General features: G+C 71.8%; 14 protein-coding genes. 8 read left to right on the top strand and 6 right to left on the bottom strand.

Features of this window, described 5'->3' with window-relative positions:
- Positions 1-1343, top strand: a 1343-nt coding sequence (locus tag GVL03_RS22025; protein ID WP_200847112.1) for an SIP domain-containing protein, incomplete at its 5' end; no start/stop codon positions are given.
- Between the two features lie 281 nt (positions 1344-1624).
- Here the strand turns inward: GVL03_RS22025 and GVL03_RS08505 are convergent.
- On the bottom strand, positions 1625-2131 hold the full coding sequence (locus tag GVL03_RS08505; protein WP_200847113.1) for a nucleoside deaminase: 507 nt from the start codon (positions 2129-2131) through the stop codon (positions 1625-1627).
- A gap of 157 nt (positions 2132-2288) precedes the next feature.
- Positions 2289-3179 (bottom strand): PhzF family phenazine biosynthesis protein, encoded by an 891-nt coding sequence (locus GVL03_RS08510; RefSeq protein WP_159500565.1) that lies wholly within the window; start codon positions 3177-3179, stop codon positions 2289-2291.
- Positions 3180-3404: 225 nt separating this feature from the next.
- On the opposite strand from GVL03_RS08510, the gene GVL03_RS08515 reads away from it, so the two are divergent.
- Positions 3405-3863, top strand: coding sequence for an Lrp/AsnC family transcriptional regulator (locus tag GVL03_RS08515; RefSeq protein WP_159500566.1), 459 nt, complete (start codon positions 3405-3407; stop codon positions 3861-3863).
- Positions 3864-4045: 182 nt separating this feature from the next.
- Here GVL03_RS08515 and GVL03_RS08520 read toward each other — a convergent pair whose 3' ends face one another.
- Positions 4046-4216 (bottom strand): CsbD family protein, encoded by a 171-nt coding sequence (locus tag GVL03_RS08520; protein WP_159500567.1) that lies wholly within the window; start codon positions 4214-4216, stop codon positions 4046-4048.
- Between the two features lie 269 nt (positions 4217-4485).
- On the opposite strand from GVL03_RS08520, the gene GVL03_RS08525 reads away from it, so the two are divergent.
- Positions 4486-5160 carry a cyclase family protein gene (locus GVL03_RS08525; RefSeq protein ID WP_235038079.1) on the top strand — a complete coding sequence of 225 codons (675 nt, stop codon included), beginning with the start codon at positions 4486-4488 and terminating at the stop codon, positions 5158-5160.
- Positions 5161-5238: 78 nt separating this feature from the next.
- Here GVL03_RS08525 and GVL03_RS08530 read toward each other — a convergent pair whose 3' ends face one another.
- A complete protein-coding gene (locus GVL03_RS08530) occupies positions 5239-6516 on the bottom strand; it encodes a PAS domain-containing sensor histidine kinase (RefSeq protein WP_159500569.1) in 1278 nt (425 codons plus the stop codon).
- Positions 6517-6829: 313 nt separating this feature from the next.
- Complete coding sequence (locus tag GVL03_RS08535) at positions 6830-8458, bottom strand: PAS domain-containing sensor histidine kinase (protein ID WP_159500570.1); 1629 nt, start codon at positions 8456-8458, stop codon at positions 6830-6832.
- 176 nt (positions 8459-8634) lie between these two features.
- On the opposite strand from GVL03_RS08535, the gene GVL03_RS08540 reads away from it, so the two are divergent.
- The 3 genes from GVL03_RS08540 (at position 8635) to GVL03_RS08550 (ending at position 13700) form a co-directional block, all read left to right on the top strand.
- A complete protein-coding gene (locus tag GVL03_RS08540) occupies positions 8635-11208 on the top strand; it encodes a LuxR C-terminal-related transcriptional regulator (RefSeq protein WP_159500571.1) in 2574 nt (857 codons plus the stop codon).
- 104 nt (positions 11209-11312) lie between these two features.
- Complete coding sequence (locus GVL03_RS08545; protein ID WP_159500572.1) at positions 11313-12782, top strand: polysaccharide biosynthesis tyrosine autokinase; 1470 nt, start codon at positions 11313-11315, stop codon at positions 12780-12782.
- Positions 12783-12803: 21 nt separating this feature from the next.
- Positions 12804-13700: a hypothetical protein gene (locus GVL03_RS08550; protein ID WP_159500573.1), complete on the top strand. Its 897-nt coding sequence runs from the start codon at positions 12804-12806 to the stop codon at positions 13698-13700.
- A 186-nt stretch (positions 13701-13886) separates the two neighbouring features.
- Here GVL03_RS08550 and GVL03_RS08555 read toward each other — a convergent pair whose 3' ends face one another.
- Entirely contained in the window at positions 13887-14321 is a 435-nt protein-coding gene (locus GVL03_RS08555; RefSeq protein ID WP_159500574.1) for an Hsp20/alpha crystallin family protein, read from the bottom strand.
- A 267-nt stretch (positions 14322-14588) separates the two neighbouring features.
- On the opposite strand from GVL03_RS08555, the gene GVL03_RS08560 reads away from it, so the two are divergent.
- Positions 14589-15137 (top strand): PadR family transcriptional regulator, encoded by a 549-nt coding sequence (locus GVL03_RS08560; RefSeq protein ID WP_159500575.1) that lies wholly within the window; start codon positions 14589-14591, stop codon positions 15135-15137.
- Between the two features lie 70 nt (positions 15138-15207).
- Positions 15208-16896, top strand: coding sequence for an AarF/ABC1/UbiB kinase family protein (locus GVL03_RS08565; protein ID WP_159500576.1), 1689 nt, complete (start codon positions 15208-15210; stop codon positions 16894-16896).
- The last annotated feature ends 99 nt before the right edge of the window (positions 16897-16995 follow it).

The raw sequence follows: 16995 nt of genomic DNA on the forward strand, positions 1-16995 counted from the left end.
GATCGGGGGCGGCGGCGGGGTCCGGCGCATCCCTCGAGGCCGCCATCCGCGCGGCATGCCCCGCCGACGGCACCGGATACCTGTGGGCCGCGGCCGAGAGCTCCGCACTGCTGCCGGTACGCCGGTTCGCGACGCGCGAGCGCGGCCTTCCGAAGTCGCACGTCAACATCACCGGCTACTGGCACGCGGAGCCGGATGACGCCGACGCGGCGGATCCGGCCGCAGGCCGCGATGGTGTGGCGGCGTCGACCGCGGCGGCAGCATCCGGCGCAGGAAGATCCGACGCAGCCGCGACGGCATCGACGGCATCGGAGGCGAGTGTGGCCGTCGCGGCGAGCGGTACTTCGGCCGCCGACGCGAACCCGCCGGCGCGGACCTCGCTCTCGGCGCCCGGCACGACCCGGACGGATACCGCCGTCCGCCCGCCGGCGTCGCCGCTGGCATGGTTCGTGGTGCGTGCGGCGCTGCGGATCGGGCTCGTCGACGCGCTGGCAGACGCGCCCGGTCGCCCGCTCGCGACGGTCGCCGGCGAGCTCGGGATCGCCTCCGATCGGCTCGCGCTTCTGCTGCCCGCGCTTCGCGGCAGCGGTGTGGTCGCAGGCGCCCCCGACGCACTCGAGCTCGCTCCGTTCGGTGACGAGCTGATCGACGACGAGCACGTGCGCGAGCAGTTCGACGGACACCACGCCGACGAGCTGCTCGCCCTCGAGGCGCTCGCGCCTGCGCTGCGTGGCGAAGGCGCGTCCGCGTGGGAGCTGCGCCACGGCGCGACCCTCGCCGAGCACGCCGCCGACGCCGATGTGGCCGCCGAGCTCGTCGAGCACGCGGAGGTGCTGAGCTATCTGCTGAGCGGACTCGTGACCGACCCCGGCTGGGAGCGGGTCGCGCGCTGCGCGCTCACCGGGCCGGGCGCCGCCGCCGTGCTCGACGCGCTCGTCGAGCACGGGCTCACGGCCGCTTTCGAGGTCGTGGCCGACACGGTGCTCCTCGAGGCGCTGCGCGAGAGCACTCTGCATCCGGGGGCGACGTCGTGGGCGACGGAGGCGTCCGGGCGCGCCGACCTCGCGGTCGCGGCCATGGCGCTCGATCACCGGACCGACGCGGAGGCGATGGCGCTGCTCACCCGGCTCCGCCGAGACGCGCGCCGGCTCGTCGTGATCGAGTCGTCGCGTCCCGACACGCTGAGCCCGGATGCGGCGGAGCACGCGCTCCACGCCTTCGCCACCACGGGTGCGCCCATGCGCGATGCGGACGAGCTCGGGCGGCTCGCCGCATCCGCCGGCTGGGCCGTCGACCGGGTGGTGCCGCTCGGCTGGGGTGTCGAGGCGGTCTGGCTGCGCTGAGCCTCGCGGCGAACCCTACGGAGCATACTCGCTCCGCTAATGGCGCCAGTTTCCTGCAATGGCTACCAAGATGCCGGGCGCCACCGCAGGATGATGGCGCCACCGGGGAGAACAGACGTCATCGCGCCGGAACATTCGCGCCGCCAGCATCTGCGATGCCCGATGCGAAAGCGAGGAGCGAAGCGACGAGACGAAGGGCCGCGACCGGGCTGTCGCCATCCCGCAGAACGCGCCGCAGGGGCGCTGAGCCTGACCCCAGGACGGATACGGCAGCCCGCGTGTCAGCGGTAGTAGCCCTCCAGCGGGGCGGCGGCGGCAGCGTGCAGCGCCGGGCCGTCGTAGACCACGGCGGCCGCGTCGGCGTTGATGTATCCGGGCGGCTTGAGGAGGGCGAGCTGCGCAGTCGAGAGCGCGAAGCTCACGCGCCCGATCTCCGCGCGGGCGATGGCGTTCGCGCACATCGGGCACGGCTCGCAGCTCGTGTGGAGGGTCAGCCCGCGGCGCGTCTGAAGGCTCAAGGCGCGCGCCGCCCACCGCGCGAGCTTCAGCTCGGGGTGGGCAGTGATGTCACCGGAGGTCACCACGGTGTTGCGCGCTCGGCGCAACACGACGCCGCCCGCGTCGACGAGGAGCGATCCGAACGGCGGGTCCCCCGCGCGCCGCGCCCGCGCAGCCAGCGCGATCGCCTGCAGCAGATACCGCTCGTCCGGCGAGGGCGCCGAGTCCCCCGCCGGTTCGTCGTGCCCCTGATCAGCGGCCCCGCGGGTCGCGCCGAGCCGCTCGCTCACGCGAGATCGCGCCGACGGGCGTGCACAACTCATGACGGACTCCACCCACAGCTGTCTCGCTCTGCAGAGATCCGCGGGTCGCGACAGCTCGATGCGTATGTCATGAGTTGTGCACGGCGGTCCCCGCCGACCGGCGCTCGCTCCCGGAGATCCCCGCTCACAGGAAGAGCGTCCCGTCCGCCACCATGAGGCCGGAGCCGCTCACCCGCACGTCGTCTCCGGCGACGGTGACGCGGATCCGGCTGGGCCGGCCCAGCGCGAAGCCCTGCTCGATGATCGCCGTGGCACCATCCGGAACGTGTCCGTGCGCGACCAGCAGTGCCGCGAGCGGGCCCGCGGCCGTGCCGGTGGCGGGGTCCTCGGAGATGCCCATGATCGGATTGACGAAACGCGCGTAGGCGACCGCATCCGGCGCCGCGGGATCGAGCGCATACAGGTAGCAGCCCTCGCCGCCCGCCTGTTCGAGGATGGCGGTCAGCTGCGCTGCATCGGGAGCCACGGCGTCGACCGCCTCCCGATCGACCAGCGGCACCAGGAGGTGCCCGGCTCCCGTCGACACCACCTGAGGCGCGAGGTCGGTGCGGAGAGCGCGCACGTCGAGGCCGAGGGCAGCCGCCAGACGGCGGCGATCCGCGACCTCCGCGCCGTACACGGGCGTGGACTGCGTCATCGACACGACCGCTCCCCCGTCCGCGCCTCGCCGCACGTCCACCGCAAGGAGGTCGTCACCGATCTGCTGCACGAAGCCCGTCGGCGGCGCGACGTCGCCGAGCCGGTTCTCGACGAGCCACAGCCAGGCCCCCAGCGCATTGTGTCCCGCGCCGAACACCTCGGAGCCGTTCGGCGTGAACGAGCGCAGTCGCACGGTCGCGGCTGCATCCGTCGGCGAGAGCACGAAGGTCGTCTCGGACTGGTTGAACTCTCGGGCGATCGCGCGCATCGTCTCGACGTCGAGCGCATCGGCGTCCTCGACCAGCGCGAGCGGGTTGCCGTGGAGCGGCGCGTCGGCGAACACGTCGACGAAATGGAACCGCACGGGGGTGGGCATCTCGGATGCATCCTCTCGGAACGGGTACGACCGCTCTCGGGGTGGGACCGGCGGTCGTCGGGCATGGAGCGGTCGTTGTCGGGCGCGCATCGGATTCCACCGCGCACGGCCGCTCGGATCGCGGATGCCGACACTCACGACGCTACGCAACGGCGCTGTCGAAGCGAAGCACGCTTCGACGCCATCCGAGGCCCGTGACCGCAGATCTTGCGGCATGCTCGTTGCATGACAGGTCCGCGCCACGCCTTCGCGATCGACGCCACGGATCGCCGCATCGTCGAGGCGATCCAGACGGACGGGCGGATGTCGCTCACCGCCCTCGCCTCCGCCGTGCACCTCGGCATCTCCGCGACGAGGGTGCGCCTGCAGGCGCTGGAGCAGCGGGGTGTCGTGTCGGGATACACCGCTCGGGTGGACGCGTCGGCCCTCGGGTACCCGCTGCGCGCGATCGCGCGCCTGAGCGTCGACGGATTCCAGGATGCGCGGGTGTTCGCCATCCTTGACGAGGAGCCCCGGATCGTGCGCTGCTCGCGCATCACGGGCGAGATCTGCTTCGTGTTCGAGATCGTCGCCGCCGACATGGCCGACCTCGAGCGGATCACCCTGCGCCTGGCCGAGCTCGGCACGATGACGACCGACCTCGTCTACGAGCTCCTCGTCGAGCGGGCGGTCCCGACGCGATAGTCGGTGCGACGGGCGCGATGGCCCAGCGCAGCGTGATGGCGCCTCGAACCTGGGGCGGCTATCGCTACTTCACCCGCCATCACAGGAAACAGGCGCCATCGCGCAGAGCAGACCGCATCCCCGGCCCGGACGCAGCGGTGCCCCGGAGACCGAGATCTCCGGGGCACCGTCGAGCGGGCGGCTTACTTGAACGCGTCCTTGACGTTCTCGCCGGCCTTCTTGAGGCTGGCTCGGGTCTGCTCGCCCTTGCCTTCGGCCTCGAGGCGCTCGTCGCCGGTGGCCTTGCCGGTGGCCTCCTTGGCCTTGCCGGAGACGTCTTCAGCGGTGTTCTTGATCTTGTCGTCGAGTCCCATGTCGGGCTCCCTTCTCAGTCGATCAACGGGGTCGTGACCCCCAGCGGTTCCTCCACGCTACGTCGCTTCGGCCGCACGCCGAGGGGGCTGGCGTTCTGCGCCGGATGGGTCTACGTCCGCGCCCGCGACGGTCGGTGTGTCCCCCCTGCAATGAGGCAAGGGGGTCCGATCGCGGGCGGGCCGACGCGATCGCGCTGTCCTTCGCAGGTTTCCTGCCGAAACCGCGCCGGGATAAAGCGAAGATCCGCGGATGCGGGCAGCATGGCGGAGTGCTCATCGACCTCAGCCACACCGTCCGCGCCGGCCTCGTCACGTACCCGGGGCTGCCCGCCCCGACGATCACGCCGCACCTGACACGCGAGGACTCCCGCCGCGTCTACGCACCAGGCACCGAGTTCGCGATGGACGTGATCACGATGATCGGCAACACCGGCACCTACCTCGACTCGCCGTTCCACCGCTACGGCGACGGCGGCGACCTCGCGAGCCTCGAACTCGCGACGCTCGTGGATCTTCCGACCGTCACGGTGCACCTGCGCGACCACGGCCCGAGGGCGATCGACGCCGCCGACCTGCCGACCGACGTCCCGGCCGGCCACGCGGTGCTGCTCGACACCGGCTGGGACCGCCGCTTCGGCACCGCGGCCTACGGACAGGGCGCACCGTTCCTCACCGAGGCCGGCGCCCGCGCGCTGATCGACCACGGCGTCGCGCTCGTCGGCATCGACTCGGTGAACATCGACGACACGAGCCCGGATGCGGCAGGCGCCCGCCCCGCGCACTCGCTGCTGCTGGGCGCGGGAATCCACGTCGTCGAGCACCTCACGGGCCTCGATGCGGTGCCCGCCCGCGGCGCGACCTTCACGGCCGTCCCTCCCAAGGTCGAGGGCTTCGGCACCTTCCCCGTGCGCGCGTTCGCCCACGTGCCCGACGCTCCGACCTGAGCTCGACGCGGCAGGCCTGAGCCCGGCACTCAGGCCTGAGTCCGGCACGCAGGCCTGAGTCCGGCACGCAGCGCCGACCTACGCCACTCGCAACACCGCCACCGCACGCGCCTTCGCACCCGCACGCCGGTCCTCGTCCGACGTGCGCCGGGCGGCAGCGCCCCCGCCTTCGCCCGAGGGGCCCGAGCCGGTCGGGGCGGCCGCCGTACGTTCGCCCGGGCCGCTCGACGAGGCGCCGACCGTGTCCGTGCCCGCGGGCCGCAGCCCCTCCACCGCCGTGAGGCGGACGACCACCGAGGTGCCGACCCCGACGGCGCTGTCGATGCTGACCGATCCGGACTGCTGCTCGAGCAACGCCTTGGCGCTGGCCAGGCCGATGCCCGTTCCACCGTCGTCGGGGTCCGAGAGCCGGCCGCGCTCGAGCGGATCGAAGATCGACCCCAGGTCTTCGGAGGCGATGCCCCGCCCGTGGTCGGTGATCGTGACGAGCGCGCCGTCGCCGTCGGCGTCGACCGAGATGTCGATGGCGTCAGCGCTGTACTTCGCCGCGTTGTCGATCAGGTTGGCGATCGCGCGGCGCAGCGAGACGGGCTCGGCCCACACGCTCAGGCTCGACGCCCCGTGGTATCGCAATCGCCCGTACGCGTCGCCCGGCAGCACGATCTCCGCGGCCTCCCGCACGACGTCGACGACGTCGACGACGGATGCGGACGCCGCCGGTGTGCTCGCGGCCAACCGGTTGGAGAGCCCCTCCATCATGGTCGACAGATGTTCGGTCACGGTCACGAGCCGCTCGAGCGCGTGGCCGGTGCCGAGCGTCGGGTCGAGGAGCAGGTCGACGTACCCGCGCAGCGCGGTGATCGGCGAGAGGAAGTCGTGAGCGAACGAGCGCAGGAACGCGAGCTCGCTGTCCTCCCGGCGCTTGGCCACGCTGAGGTCGGTGACGATCTTGACGTATCCGTCGATCTCGCCCTCATCGTCGTGCAGCGCGGTGATGATGACATGCGCCCAGAACTGCTCGCCGCTCGCGCGGACGCGCCATCCGGTGTCCTCGACGGATCCCCGGGCGGCGGCGATCGCAAGCAGCGCCGCGGGGAGCCCCCGTGTGCGTTCCTCGTCACGGTAGAACCGGGTGAACGACGTGCCGAGGACCTCTTCGGCGGAGTAGCCCTTCAGGCGCTCGGCGCCGGGGTTCCAGCGCGTGATGTTCCCGTCGACGTCGAGATGCACGATCGCGACGGCCGTGATCTGGCTCGTCCAGTCCGCATCCGCCGACCGGTCCCGGGGAGCAGGATCCGGGCTCGGATGCGGCGGAAGCGCCGCCATCCGACGCTTCGACACCGCGTCATCCGTCATGTTCTTCCCCCTCGGATCGGTTCCGTGCCCCTCGGCGACGGCCGAAGCGTGCCGATGTGCGCTCGTCGGCCGCGCCGACCCGTCCCCGCATGCGTCTGTCCAGGAGCAGCACCGCCGCGGACACGCATCGTCCGCGGCGCTCCGCGCCCAGGTCGTACACGTACCAGAATGCCCTGTGTTCCCATGAATGAGAAACCGCGTTCCCGCCGAGACGAGACCGCGTTCCCCGAAGGCGAGGCCGTGGAATGCCGACGAGACGCCTGCCGCGGGGGTCAACCGCCCGCGGCAGGCGCCCCGCGCGCGCCCGGAGCGCTCATCCCGCTGCCACCTCGACGGTGAAGCGCGTCGTGCCGCTGGTCGGACGGTCGATCATCACGTGGCCGTCGTGCGCCGCCACGACGTCACGCACCATGGTGAGACCGATGCCGAAGCCTTGGATCGCGTTCTCGTGCGCGTACGACGCGCGGTAGAAGCTGTCGAAGATGTGGCGCTGGTCGGCTCCGCCGATCTCGGGACCGACGTTCGTGACGCTCACCCGGCAGACGTGCGCGTCACCGCTCTGCCCGATGGTGATCGCCGAGTGCGCGTGGCCGAACTTGATCGCGTTGGTGAGCAGCTCGCGGATGGCCTGCCGCATCCGCCACGGGTCGACGTGCGCGTGCAGGGGCGTCGTGCCGACGCGCTCGATCGTCATGCCGCGTGCATCCGCCCGCTCGCGCACGTCGGCGATCGCACCGTCGACGAGGGTCGTCACATCGACGTGCTGCGGCGCGAGAGGCACCGAGCTGCGGGATGCCGCGCGCAGCTCCCGGATGCGGTCCATCAGCGCGTCGACGTTCCGCAGCACGATGGCGAGGTAGTCGTGACCGGTGCGATCCGCTGCGTCGAGACGTTCGGCGATGAGGTCGAGGTATCCGATGATGTTCGTCAGGGGTGTGCGCAGCTCATGCGACACGGTCTTCAGGAACTGCTCGCGCACCGAGAGGGCGACGGCGAGCTCGGTGACGTCGTGGGCGACGATCACCGTGCCGAGCCGCTCGCCCGTCTCGCGATGCACGCGCCGCGCGGAGGTGTTGAGGGCCAGCTGCCGGTCGGGCGGCCCCGCCCACTCGAGGCGCTCGGCGATGTTCTCCCCCCGCAGCGCCCGCGGGATGGCCTGCTCCTCGGGCGGCACCCGCGTGACGCGGTCGGCCGCGTAGATCTCGGCGCCTGTGTGCAGCGTCTCGTCGAGCGGGATGCCGACGGCGACCGACAGCTCGGTGGCGCGTCTGTTGGCGACGACCAGCCGGCCGTCGGGGTCGAAGAACATGACCGCGGCCTGCACCGTGTTGAGGATCGTGCCGGCGAGGATCTCGTTGTCGACCGCCCGGCGAAGGGCCGCCGACTCGGAGGCGTGGGCGACCAGCAGGCGCGACCGGCTGCGCCGCAGGTGGCCGGCGGCGACGCTCACCACGAGCGCCACGCCGATGATCAGCGTCGGCAGCATGATGATGTTGATCCACTCGGCGGCGGTCGAGGGCACTCGGCCCTGGTAGACGAAGGTGAACGAGGTGATGAACCCGGCGCCGGCGACGGCGGCGAGGATGGCCGGGCGGGGGAAGCCGTACGCGATCCAGAGGACGGGAAAGATCGAGAGCATGCCGACAGAGGGCATGACCGAGGTCAGCTCGGCCCGGAGGAAGGCGACGGCGACGATGTCGGCGATCGAGATGACGATCATCCACGTCGGGCGGAGGCTCTCCCACGGCACCAGGAGCGCGGCGAGGGAGGCGAGCACGGTGAGCGCGACGCCGACGATCACGATCGGGGCCGTCAGAGACGCGGGATGCCCGACCGCGACCATCGCCGTCACGAACAGCACGCCGAGCAGGAACGGGAGCTGCGCACGCAGGAACACGCATACGCGGGAGGCGCGGGTCGCCTCCAACTCGAACAGTGGCACTCCCTGAGTGTTCCCTACTTCTGACCCTCCTTCGTACGGCGGCGTATCGCAGGATGAGAGTTCCTTCGTCATCGTCGTCGTGACGCTCATCCGTGGGCGGTCCCACAAGGTGAAATCACGGGTGAACGAGCGCCCGCCGCCGAGGTGGCTCGTTCCGGCGCCCGCATGCTGGGATCGTGCATCCGAGCACGATGTTCACCGACATCCTCCTCGACCGGCCGCGCCTGCTCGAGGCCGCGGCCGGTGCACGAGTATGCGTGCTCCGGGCCGAGGCGGGGGCGGGGAAGACGATGCTCGCAACCCAGCTGGTGCGGTCCGTCCCGGATGCATCCGACCCCACGACGATCTGGATCGCGATCGACCCGGCCTGCACGACGAGCGCGTCCTTCTGGCATCGGGCGGTGACGAGCGCGGCGGCGGTGCTGCACGAGCGGCGCAGCGTCCTGCTGTCGTATCTGACGGGCGACGTGGCGCTGGCCGACCTGCCGGCGCTCATCGTCACCAAGTCGCAGCGGAGCGGCGGCCGCTTCCGGGTGGTCATCGACGACATGCATCTGCTGGACGAGGAGACGCAGGAGCAGATCTCCTGGGTGCTCGAGCGCTGCCCCATGATCTCGGCGGTGATCACCACCCGCGCGCCGATCCGCCTCGAGCGGGCGGATGTCGCAGCGCGGCTGTGCACCCGAACACTCGGGGCGGAGCACCTGCCCTTCGACGCCGACGAGCTCGCCGCTGTCGCCCGGCTCGTGTGTCCTGCGCGCACGTTGTCGCCGACGGAGTCCGCGGCGATCCTCGAGTACACCCGGGGCAACCCGCTCGCCTCGCGCATCGCCCTGGCCGCGACCGCGCGGCTCGCGCCCGCATCGGATGCGACGGCCGTTCGCACCGCACTGCAGCACACCGTTCGCAACGGCCGCGCGATGGATCCGCTGTTCCCCACGTTCGCCGACGAGTCCGAGCGCGCGGCCGCGATCAGGCTCGCGATCGTGCCCGAGGTCGACGACGCGCTGGCGCGGGCCCTCACCGGGCGCTCCGATGCGACGGACCTGCTGCATCGGTTCCAGCTCGAGGGCATCGGACGGATGCGGCTCCGCGAGCGCGCGGTGTTCGCGTTCCATCCGATCGTCGCCGAGCTGCTCGCGACGGAGGCGCACCAGGCGCTGCCCCCCGAGGAGCTGCAGCGACTGCGCCGGACCGCCGTGACGCAGCTCCGAGCCTGGGGCGACCCGGTCGAGGTGATGCGCCTGATGCTCGCCGCCCAGGACGATGCCGACCTCTGGCCGTTCTTCGCCCGGCACTTCTCCGAGCTGTCCGCGACTCGGCTGACCGAGGTCGCCGCGCTCTTCGACGGTCTCGAGCCGCCGATCGAGCAGCGCGACGGCACGCTCGCGCTCATCCATGCGATCGCCGAGTGGGAGCACGGTTACGGTCCGTCGTTGCGCAGCGGCCAGCTCGCCGCGCTGGCGGCGGGCGATCTGCTCTCCCGCCCGATGCCTTCCCGGCCCGGAGATCGTCTTCTGCACCATCTGGCGCTCATGGCGCTGCGTCGCACGAGCGGTCAGGCCGGCGCCGCAGCGCAGCACGCGCGCCGGCTCCTCGCCACCGCCGGCTCCATGCCCACATCCGAGCGCCGGAGCCTCGGCACCGCGTTCGAGGTGGGCGTCGTGCAGGCCCTGGTCGTCGAGGCGACCCTCGCTCACGACGATGCGGTGCTCGAAGGCACACGCCTCATCCACGACGACCCGCACGAGCGCCGGCGCCATCACCTCCTGTCGCTGACGGCGATGGCGCTCGCGCGACAGGGCGACATGCCGGCGACGCGCACAGCGATCGCGCGGCTCGAAGACGTCGAGCACCCCGAATGGCTGCTCTCGATCCGTGCAGCGGGAGTCCGGGCCGCGACCATCGTCGACCTCGTCGAGCGGGCTCGCCCCGATGAGGCGACGTCGTACTACCAGGCGACCCGGCACGCCGACACCGCCGAGTTCTGGCCCGTGGTGCTGTGGGCACGCGCTCTGGCACTGCTCGCCGGGGCGGACCCCGGCACGGCGTTCGACGAGATCACGCACGAGATCGACGCGTGGGCCGCCGCGCCCACGGGTCCGGCGCTGCGCGGCGACCTCGCGGCCGTCCAGGCCGATCTCGCCATCGCGGCCGGCGAGCTCGCAACGGCGGCGCGGCTGCTCGATCGTGCCCCGCAGACCACCGCGGTGGCGCTCAGCGGGGCACGGGTGGCCCTCGCCCGGCAGCAGCCGGACGCGGCATCCGATCTGGTGCGTGCGATCGCGACGACGGGCGGCCTCACCCCGCGCCGCAATGCCGAACGGCTGCTGATATCGGCCGTGGCCGGGCACCGCCTCGGCCGTCAGGGCGCGGCGGCCGTCGCGCGGCGTGCGGCCCGCATCCTGCGCGCGCACGAGCTCCGGACACCGCTGCTGTTCGTCTCCGCAGAGGAGCGGCCGGTGCTGCTGCCCGCCCTGAACGCCGAGGCGCTCCTCCCCAGCGCGACAGATCCCTTCCCCGTGCCGGTGTCCCGATCGATCCTCACCCCCCGCGAGATGACCGTCTGGCGCGCGCTCTGCGGCGACGAGTCTCTCGATCAGATCGCGGCGAAGCTGTTCGTCTCGGTGAACACCGTCAAGTCGCAGACGACCTCGATCTACCGCAAGCTCGGCGCGTCGACGCGCGCGGAGGCGGTCTCGGCGGGGCACGACCTCGGCCTCGACGAGCACGGGGCGGCGCCGATCTGACTCCCGGCCTCGGTTCTCGCGCGACACCCCGTGACTCCCGCAACCGGCCCGTAACAACGCCTGTGGCAGGATGAATGCCGATACCCCCTGAACTGAGAGGCATCATGGAGCTCAGCGATTACATCCGGGTTCTGCGGAAGAACTGGCTCATCATCGTCGTCGTGACGCTTGTTGGGCTTGGTGCCGCAGCCGGATACTCCCTCACGCGAACGCCTCTCTACGAGTCGCAGTCGACGGTCGCCGTGTCGACCCAGAGTGCGAACTCCATCCAGGAGCTGCAGCAGGGCAACACGTTCACCCAGGCGCGCGTCACGACGTATGTGAATCTCGTGACGAAGCCGATCGTCGTGAACCCCGTCATCGACGAGCTCGGCCTCGACATCACGGCCGGCCAGCTCGCGAGCAGCATCTCCGCGTCGAACACGTTGAACACGACGCTCATCACGATCGCGGTGCAGAACGCCGACCCGGTGCTCTCCGCCGACATCGCCAACGCGCTCGCGGCGAGCCTCACCGAGGCCGTCGAGACGATCGAGACGACGGATCCGGCGGCCGGAAGCCCGGTCAAGCTGACCCGCGCCGAGGACGCCCTGCCGACGAACGTGCCGGTGAGCCCCAACGTTCCGCTCAACCTCGCGCTCGGCGCGCTCGTCGGCCTCGCGCTCGGCATCGGCGTGGCGGTGCTGCGCACCGTGCTCGACACGAAGGTGCGCAACGCCCGCGACATCATGAACCTCACCGAGCGCCCGATCATCGGCGCCATCCCCTTCGACCCGAAGGCCGAGGAGCGCCCGCTCATCCTGCACGCCGACCCGTACAACCCGCGGTCAGAGGCCTTCCGTTCGCTGCGCACGAACCTGCAGTTCATCGAGATGGACGGCGGCCACACGTTCGTCGTGACCTCCAGCATCCCGAGCGAGGGCAAGTCGACCACGACCGCGAACCTCGCGATCGCATTGGCGGATGCGGGGCAGCGCGTCGCGCTCATCGACACCGACCTGCGCAAGCCCAAGCTCGCCGAGTACCTCGGCATCGAGGGCGGCGCAGGCCTCACCGACGTGCTGATCGGCCGCGCGAAGGTCGGCGACGTCATGCTCCCGTGGGGCAAGCGGCCGCTGTTCGTGCTGCCTGCGGGCAAGATCCCGCCGAACCCGAGCGAGCTGCTCGGGTCGAAGCAGATGTCCCAGCTGCTCGAGGCCATCAGCCGCGACTTCGACGTCGTGCTGCTGGATGCTCCCCCGCTCCTGCCGGTGACCGATGCCGCCGTCCTCGCCCGGTCGACGAGCGGCGCGCTCGTCGTCGTCGCCACCGGTCGCACGACCACGAGCCAGTTCCAGGGTGCGCTGACCACCCTCGAGACGGTCGGCGGAAAGGTGGCCGGTGTGATCCTCTCGATGGTCCCCACCCGCGGCGCCGACGCGTATGGCTATGGCTACGGCTACGGCTACGGGGGATACGGTGTCTACAGCGCCGCGTCTGCGGATGCCGTGGTTCCCGCTCAGCGCAAGCGGCGCGGGAAGGCGTCCGCCGCCGAGGAGCCCGACCGGCAGAACCCCGTCCCGAACGCCACCTGATCACGAGGAACCCCCACGGCGATGGCACGACGACCTCGCACCACGACCAACGCCCCCGGACGGATCCTGTCGGGGGTGCTCGTCGCCGTGCTGGCGATCGGTGTCATCCTTCTCGCCTACCTCGCGTTCCAGCACACCCGTAACGGTGAGGTCGAGGGCACGGCGCGCCCGGCGCCGACCTTCACGCACGGCGCCACCGCCACACCCGCCCCGACGCCCGCTCCCCCGGAGCCGACGACGGCGCCCGTCGTCGCACCGGGTCCCGCCGAGCGGCTGCTGGTCACCGGCTCGGGGGCGATCTGGCGGGCCACCGCGGGCTCCTGCGGCGAGGTCGAGCCGGTGCTCGAGCGGTCGACGGACGGCGGACAGACCTGGGCCGACGTCACCCCCCGCTACCTCGGCATCGGCCAGATCCTGGCCCTCGAGCCGCTGCAGTCCTCGGAGGCGCAGCTGGTCGCGCTCGTGGGCGGCGGCTGCGAGCTGCAGGCGCTTCGCACCTTCACGCAGGGAAGCTTCTGGGAGTCCTACCCCGACGCGCTCTCTGCGGCGACCTACCTCGACCCCACCGACCCGGGCGTGCTCGTGACGCCGAACGCCCGGATCGATGCCCCCTGCGCGACGGCATGGGGCGTGCGGACGGGCGGCGGCACGACGGCGCTGATCTGCGACGGCACGGCCTACCAGCTCACGGACGGCGCCTGGCTGCCGGTCGCGGACGACGCCCTGGCCGTGACCGCATCCGCCGCCGGGGTCGCGTCCGTGTCGACGGCGGCCGACTGCGCAGGGCTCGCCGTGACGACGACTGCGAGCGTGTGCGCCGCCGAGGCCTCACCCGAGGGCCCGGCCGCGATCGCCGCGTCGGACGGGAGCACGGTGATCTGGTCGGCCGACACCTGGGTCGTCGTCCCGACGCCCTGAGCATCAGCTCCGTTCCGACCGCAGTGGTCGTCCCGCTCGCGTCATCCGCGTCGGGGTGGCGGGCTTCCCGCCCGCGACGCGGCCCGGGCTCGGGCCGGACGCGCCGCGGCCCGCCCCGGCGCCGACTCGCGTCGAGCGAGAGGGGCGAGCGAGGGCGGGCCGCGATCCGTGCGCGCGCCGGGAGCGTCAGCTGCGGAGGGCGCGCTGCGGGTCGGCGGGCGCCCCGCTGCTCTGCACGTCGATCCTGCGGGGCTTCGCGCGCTCGCTGATCGGGATGATCACGCTGAGCACGCCGTTGTCGTAGGTGGCCGAGATGCCCGCGGTGTCGACGCCCTCGCCGATGCTGAACTGCCGCAAGAAGCTGCCGGCCGGACGCTCGCGCGTGAGCCACTTCGCGCCCTCCGCTCCGCCGGGCGTGCGCTGCGCGCGGATGGTGAGCAGCTGTCCGTCGACATCGACGTCGACCGAGCCGGGATCGATGCCGGGAAGATCGGCGCTGAGGACGTAGCGATCGGCGTCACGGTAGAGGTCGACGGGCATCACCCGCAGGCTCTCGCGCGACGGGAGCAGGCTCTGTGCCAGACGGTCCAGCTCCGTGAAAGGGTCAAAAGTCATAGGCATGATGAACAGATCTCCTTCCGAATCGAGAGTTGAGCCCCTGCGGCTCAACTACAGACAATTTAGCACTCGGCGGCATCGAGTGCTAACGGCTCTTTCCTGAAAATTTCCTTAGATCCGACCGAGTCCGGAGCGCAGACGCGATCGGGCGCAGAGCGGGAGCGGCGCCTGGCAGTGCGCTCGGAGAATGCCGGGCACGCCTCCTCCGGATGCTCAGCGATATATCGTTGAGCATCGTTCAGATGCAATGAGCGCAATCAGGAGGACACCATGAGTGGATCATTCCCGTCCGGTGGATTCGGCGGCTTCGGCCCGAACCTGAGCACCGACAGCCTCTGGCAGGGGCTCGACCAGCTGCGCACCGCCTTCGAGAAGCGCGTCACCCCGCGCATGGGCCGCGGCGACGTGCGGGCCGCGGTGCTCGCCCTGCTCGCCGAGCGCCCGATGCACGGCTACCAGATCATCCGCGAGATCGAGGAGCGCAGCGGCGGCAGCTGGAAGCCGAGCGCCGGCTCGGTCTATCCCACGCTGCAGCTGCTCGCCGACGAGGGCCTCATCAGTGCCGAGGAGTCGAACGGCCGCAAGACCTACGCCCTCACCGAGGCGGGCCGCGACGAGGCCGCTGAGAGGACGGCTCCGTGGGAGTCCGCCGAGACGCGCGACCGCCCCGGCTTCACGGCGCTGCCGAAGGCGGGCGTCGAGCTCGCGCAGGCGGCCACGCAGGTTCAGCGCACCGGCACGCCCGAGCAGGTCGACCAGGCGGTCGCCGTGCTCGACGAGGCCCGCCGACGCCTCTACGCGATCCTCGCGCAGGACTGACCGAGTGTCGGCGGAACGTCCCGAACCCCGAGATCCGCGGCGACGCACGAACCCGGCCCGGCCCGGCGCGGTGCCCGGCCCCCGAGCCGTGCAGGACGGCACACGGGCGCGGTATCGCCGCATCCTGAGGTTCGCCGGACGACACCTGGCGATCACGTGGTGGTTCGAGCTGTTGCTGCCGCGCATCGGGCTCGACCGGGTCGCGGCACGCGGCCGCGCCCGGCGGATGCAGCGCTTCGCGCAGCGGTTCCATGTGCTCGCGGTCGAGCTCGGCGGCCTGATGATCAAGGTGGGCCAGTTCATGTCGTCGCGGCTCGACGTGCTGCCGCCCGAGATCACGCGTGAGCTGGAGGGCCTGCAGGACGAGGTGCCCGCGGTGCCGTTCGCGGGGATCCGCGCACTCGCCGAGGCCGAGCTCGGCGTGCCCCTCGATCGCGCGTTCGCGTGGGTCGACGAGACACCGGTGGCCGCCGCATCCCTCGGCCAGGCCCATCGCGCCCGGCTCGCGCCGTTCGACGCGGAGGACACCGGCCTGGATGCGGTCGTGATCAAGGTGCAGCGGCCGGGCATCGATGCGATCGTCGACGTGGACCTCGCGGCGCTCCGCAAGGTCGCCGGCTGGCTCAGCCGGGTGCGGATCGTCTCCGAGCGGGTCGACATGCCCGCACTCGTCGAGGAGTTCGCGCTGACGAGCCTGGAGGAGATCGACTACCTGCACGAGGCGGCGAGCTCGGAGCGGTTTGCGGCGGACTTCGCGGGCGACGACCGCGTGGCGGTGCCCGAGGTCGTCTGGGAGCGCACCACCCGGCGGGTGCTCACCCTCGCCGACGTGACGGCGATCAAGATCACGGATGCGGCGGCGCTGCGGACGGCGGGCATCGACCCGGCCGCGGTCGCCCCCGTGTTCGCCGCGGTGATGTTCGACCAGCTGTTCACGAACGGGTTCTTCCACGCGGATCCGCATCCGGGCAACATCTTCGTGACCCCCGACGCGAGCGAACGCGGCTGGCGGCTGACGTTCATCGACTTCGGGATGATGGGCGAGGTGCCGGCCGGCATCCGTCGCGGGCTGCGGAAGCTCCTGATCGCGGCGGCGGCGCGCGACGGGAAGGGGCTCGTCGATGCGATCCGCGATGTGGGCGTGCTGCTCCCGTCGGCGGACACGGCCGAGCTCGAGCACGCGATGACTCAGCTGTTCGCCCGCTTCGGCGGCATGGGGCTCGCCGAGCTGCGCGACGTCGATCCGCGCGAGTTCCGCGACTTCGGGGTGGAGTTCGGCGACACGGTGCGCTCGCTGCCGTTCCAGCTGCCGGAAAACTTCCTGCTGATCGTGCGCGCCATGTCGCTCGTGTCGGGCGTGTGCAGCGCGCTCGATCCGGGCTTCAACCTGTGGGACTCGGTCGAGCCGTACGCGGCGCAGCTCGTGCGCGACGAGCGCGGCAACGTCGTGCAGGACGTCGCGCGGCAGGCGCTGTCGGTCGCCGGGATCGCGTGGCGGCTGCCGCAGCGGGTGGATGCGGTGCTCTCCCGCGTCGAGGACGGCACCGTGGCGGTGGGCTCCCCGCGCCTCGAGCGTCGTGTGGAACGGCTCGAGCGCGCGGCGCGCCGGGTGATCTCGGCGGTGCTTTTCGCGGGACTGCTGATCGCGGGGGCCGTGCTGCGGGCCGACGACGCGGTGTTCGGCACCGTGCTCATGGCGGTGTCGGCGCTGCCCGGGCTGCACGCGGTGTTCGCCGGCGGGCCGCGCAACTCCTCGTGAGGACGAGGAGTTGCCCCGATGCGACCGAGAAGCACCCCGCCGAACGAGTTGCGCTCCCCAGGACCCGTTCCGGGCGCCGCGCATCGAGCGCCGCCCCTG

It is taken from the genome of Microbacterium sp. 18062 (assembly GCF_902706225.1).
Lineage (GTDB): Bacteria > Actinomycetota > Actinomycetes > Actinomycetales > Microbacteriaceae > Microbacterium.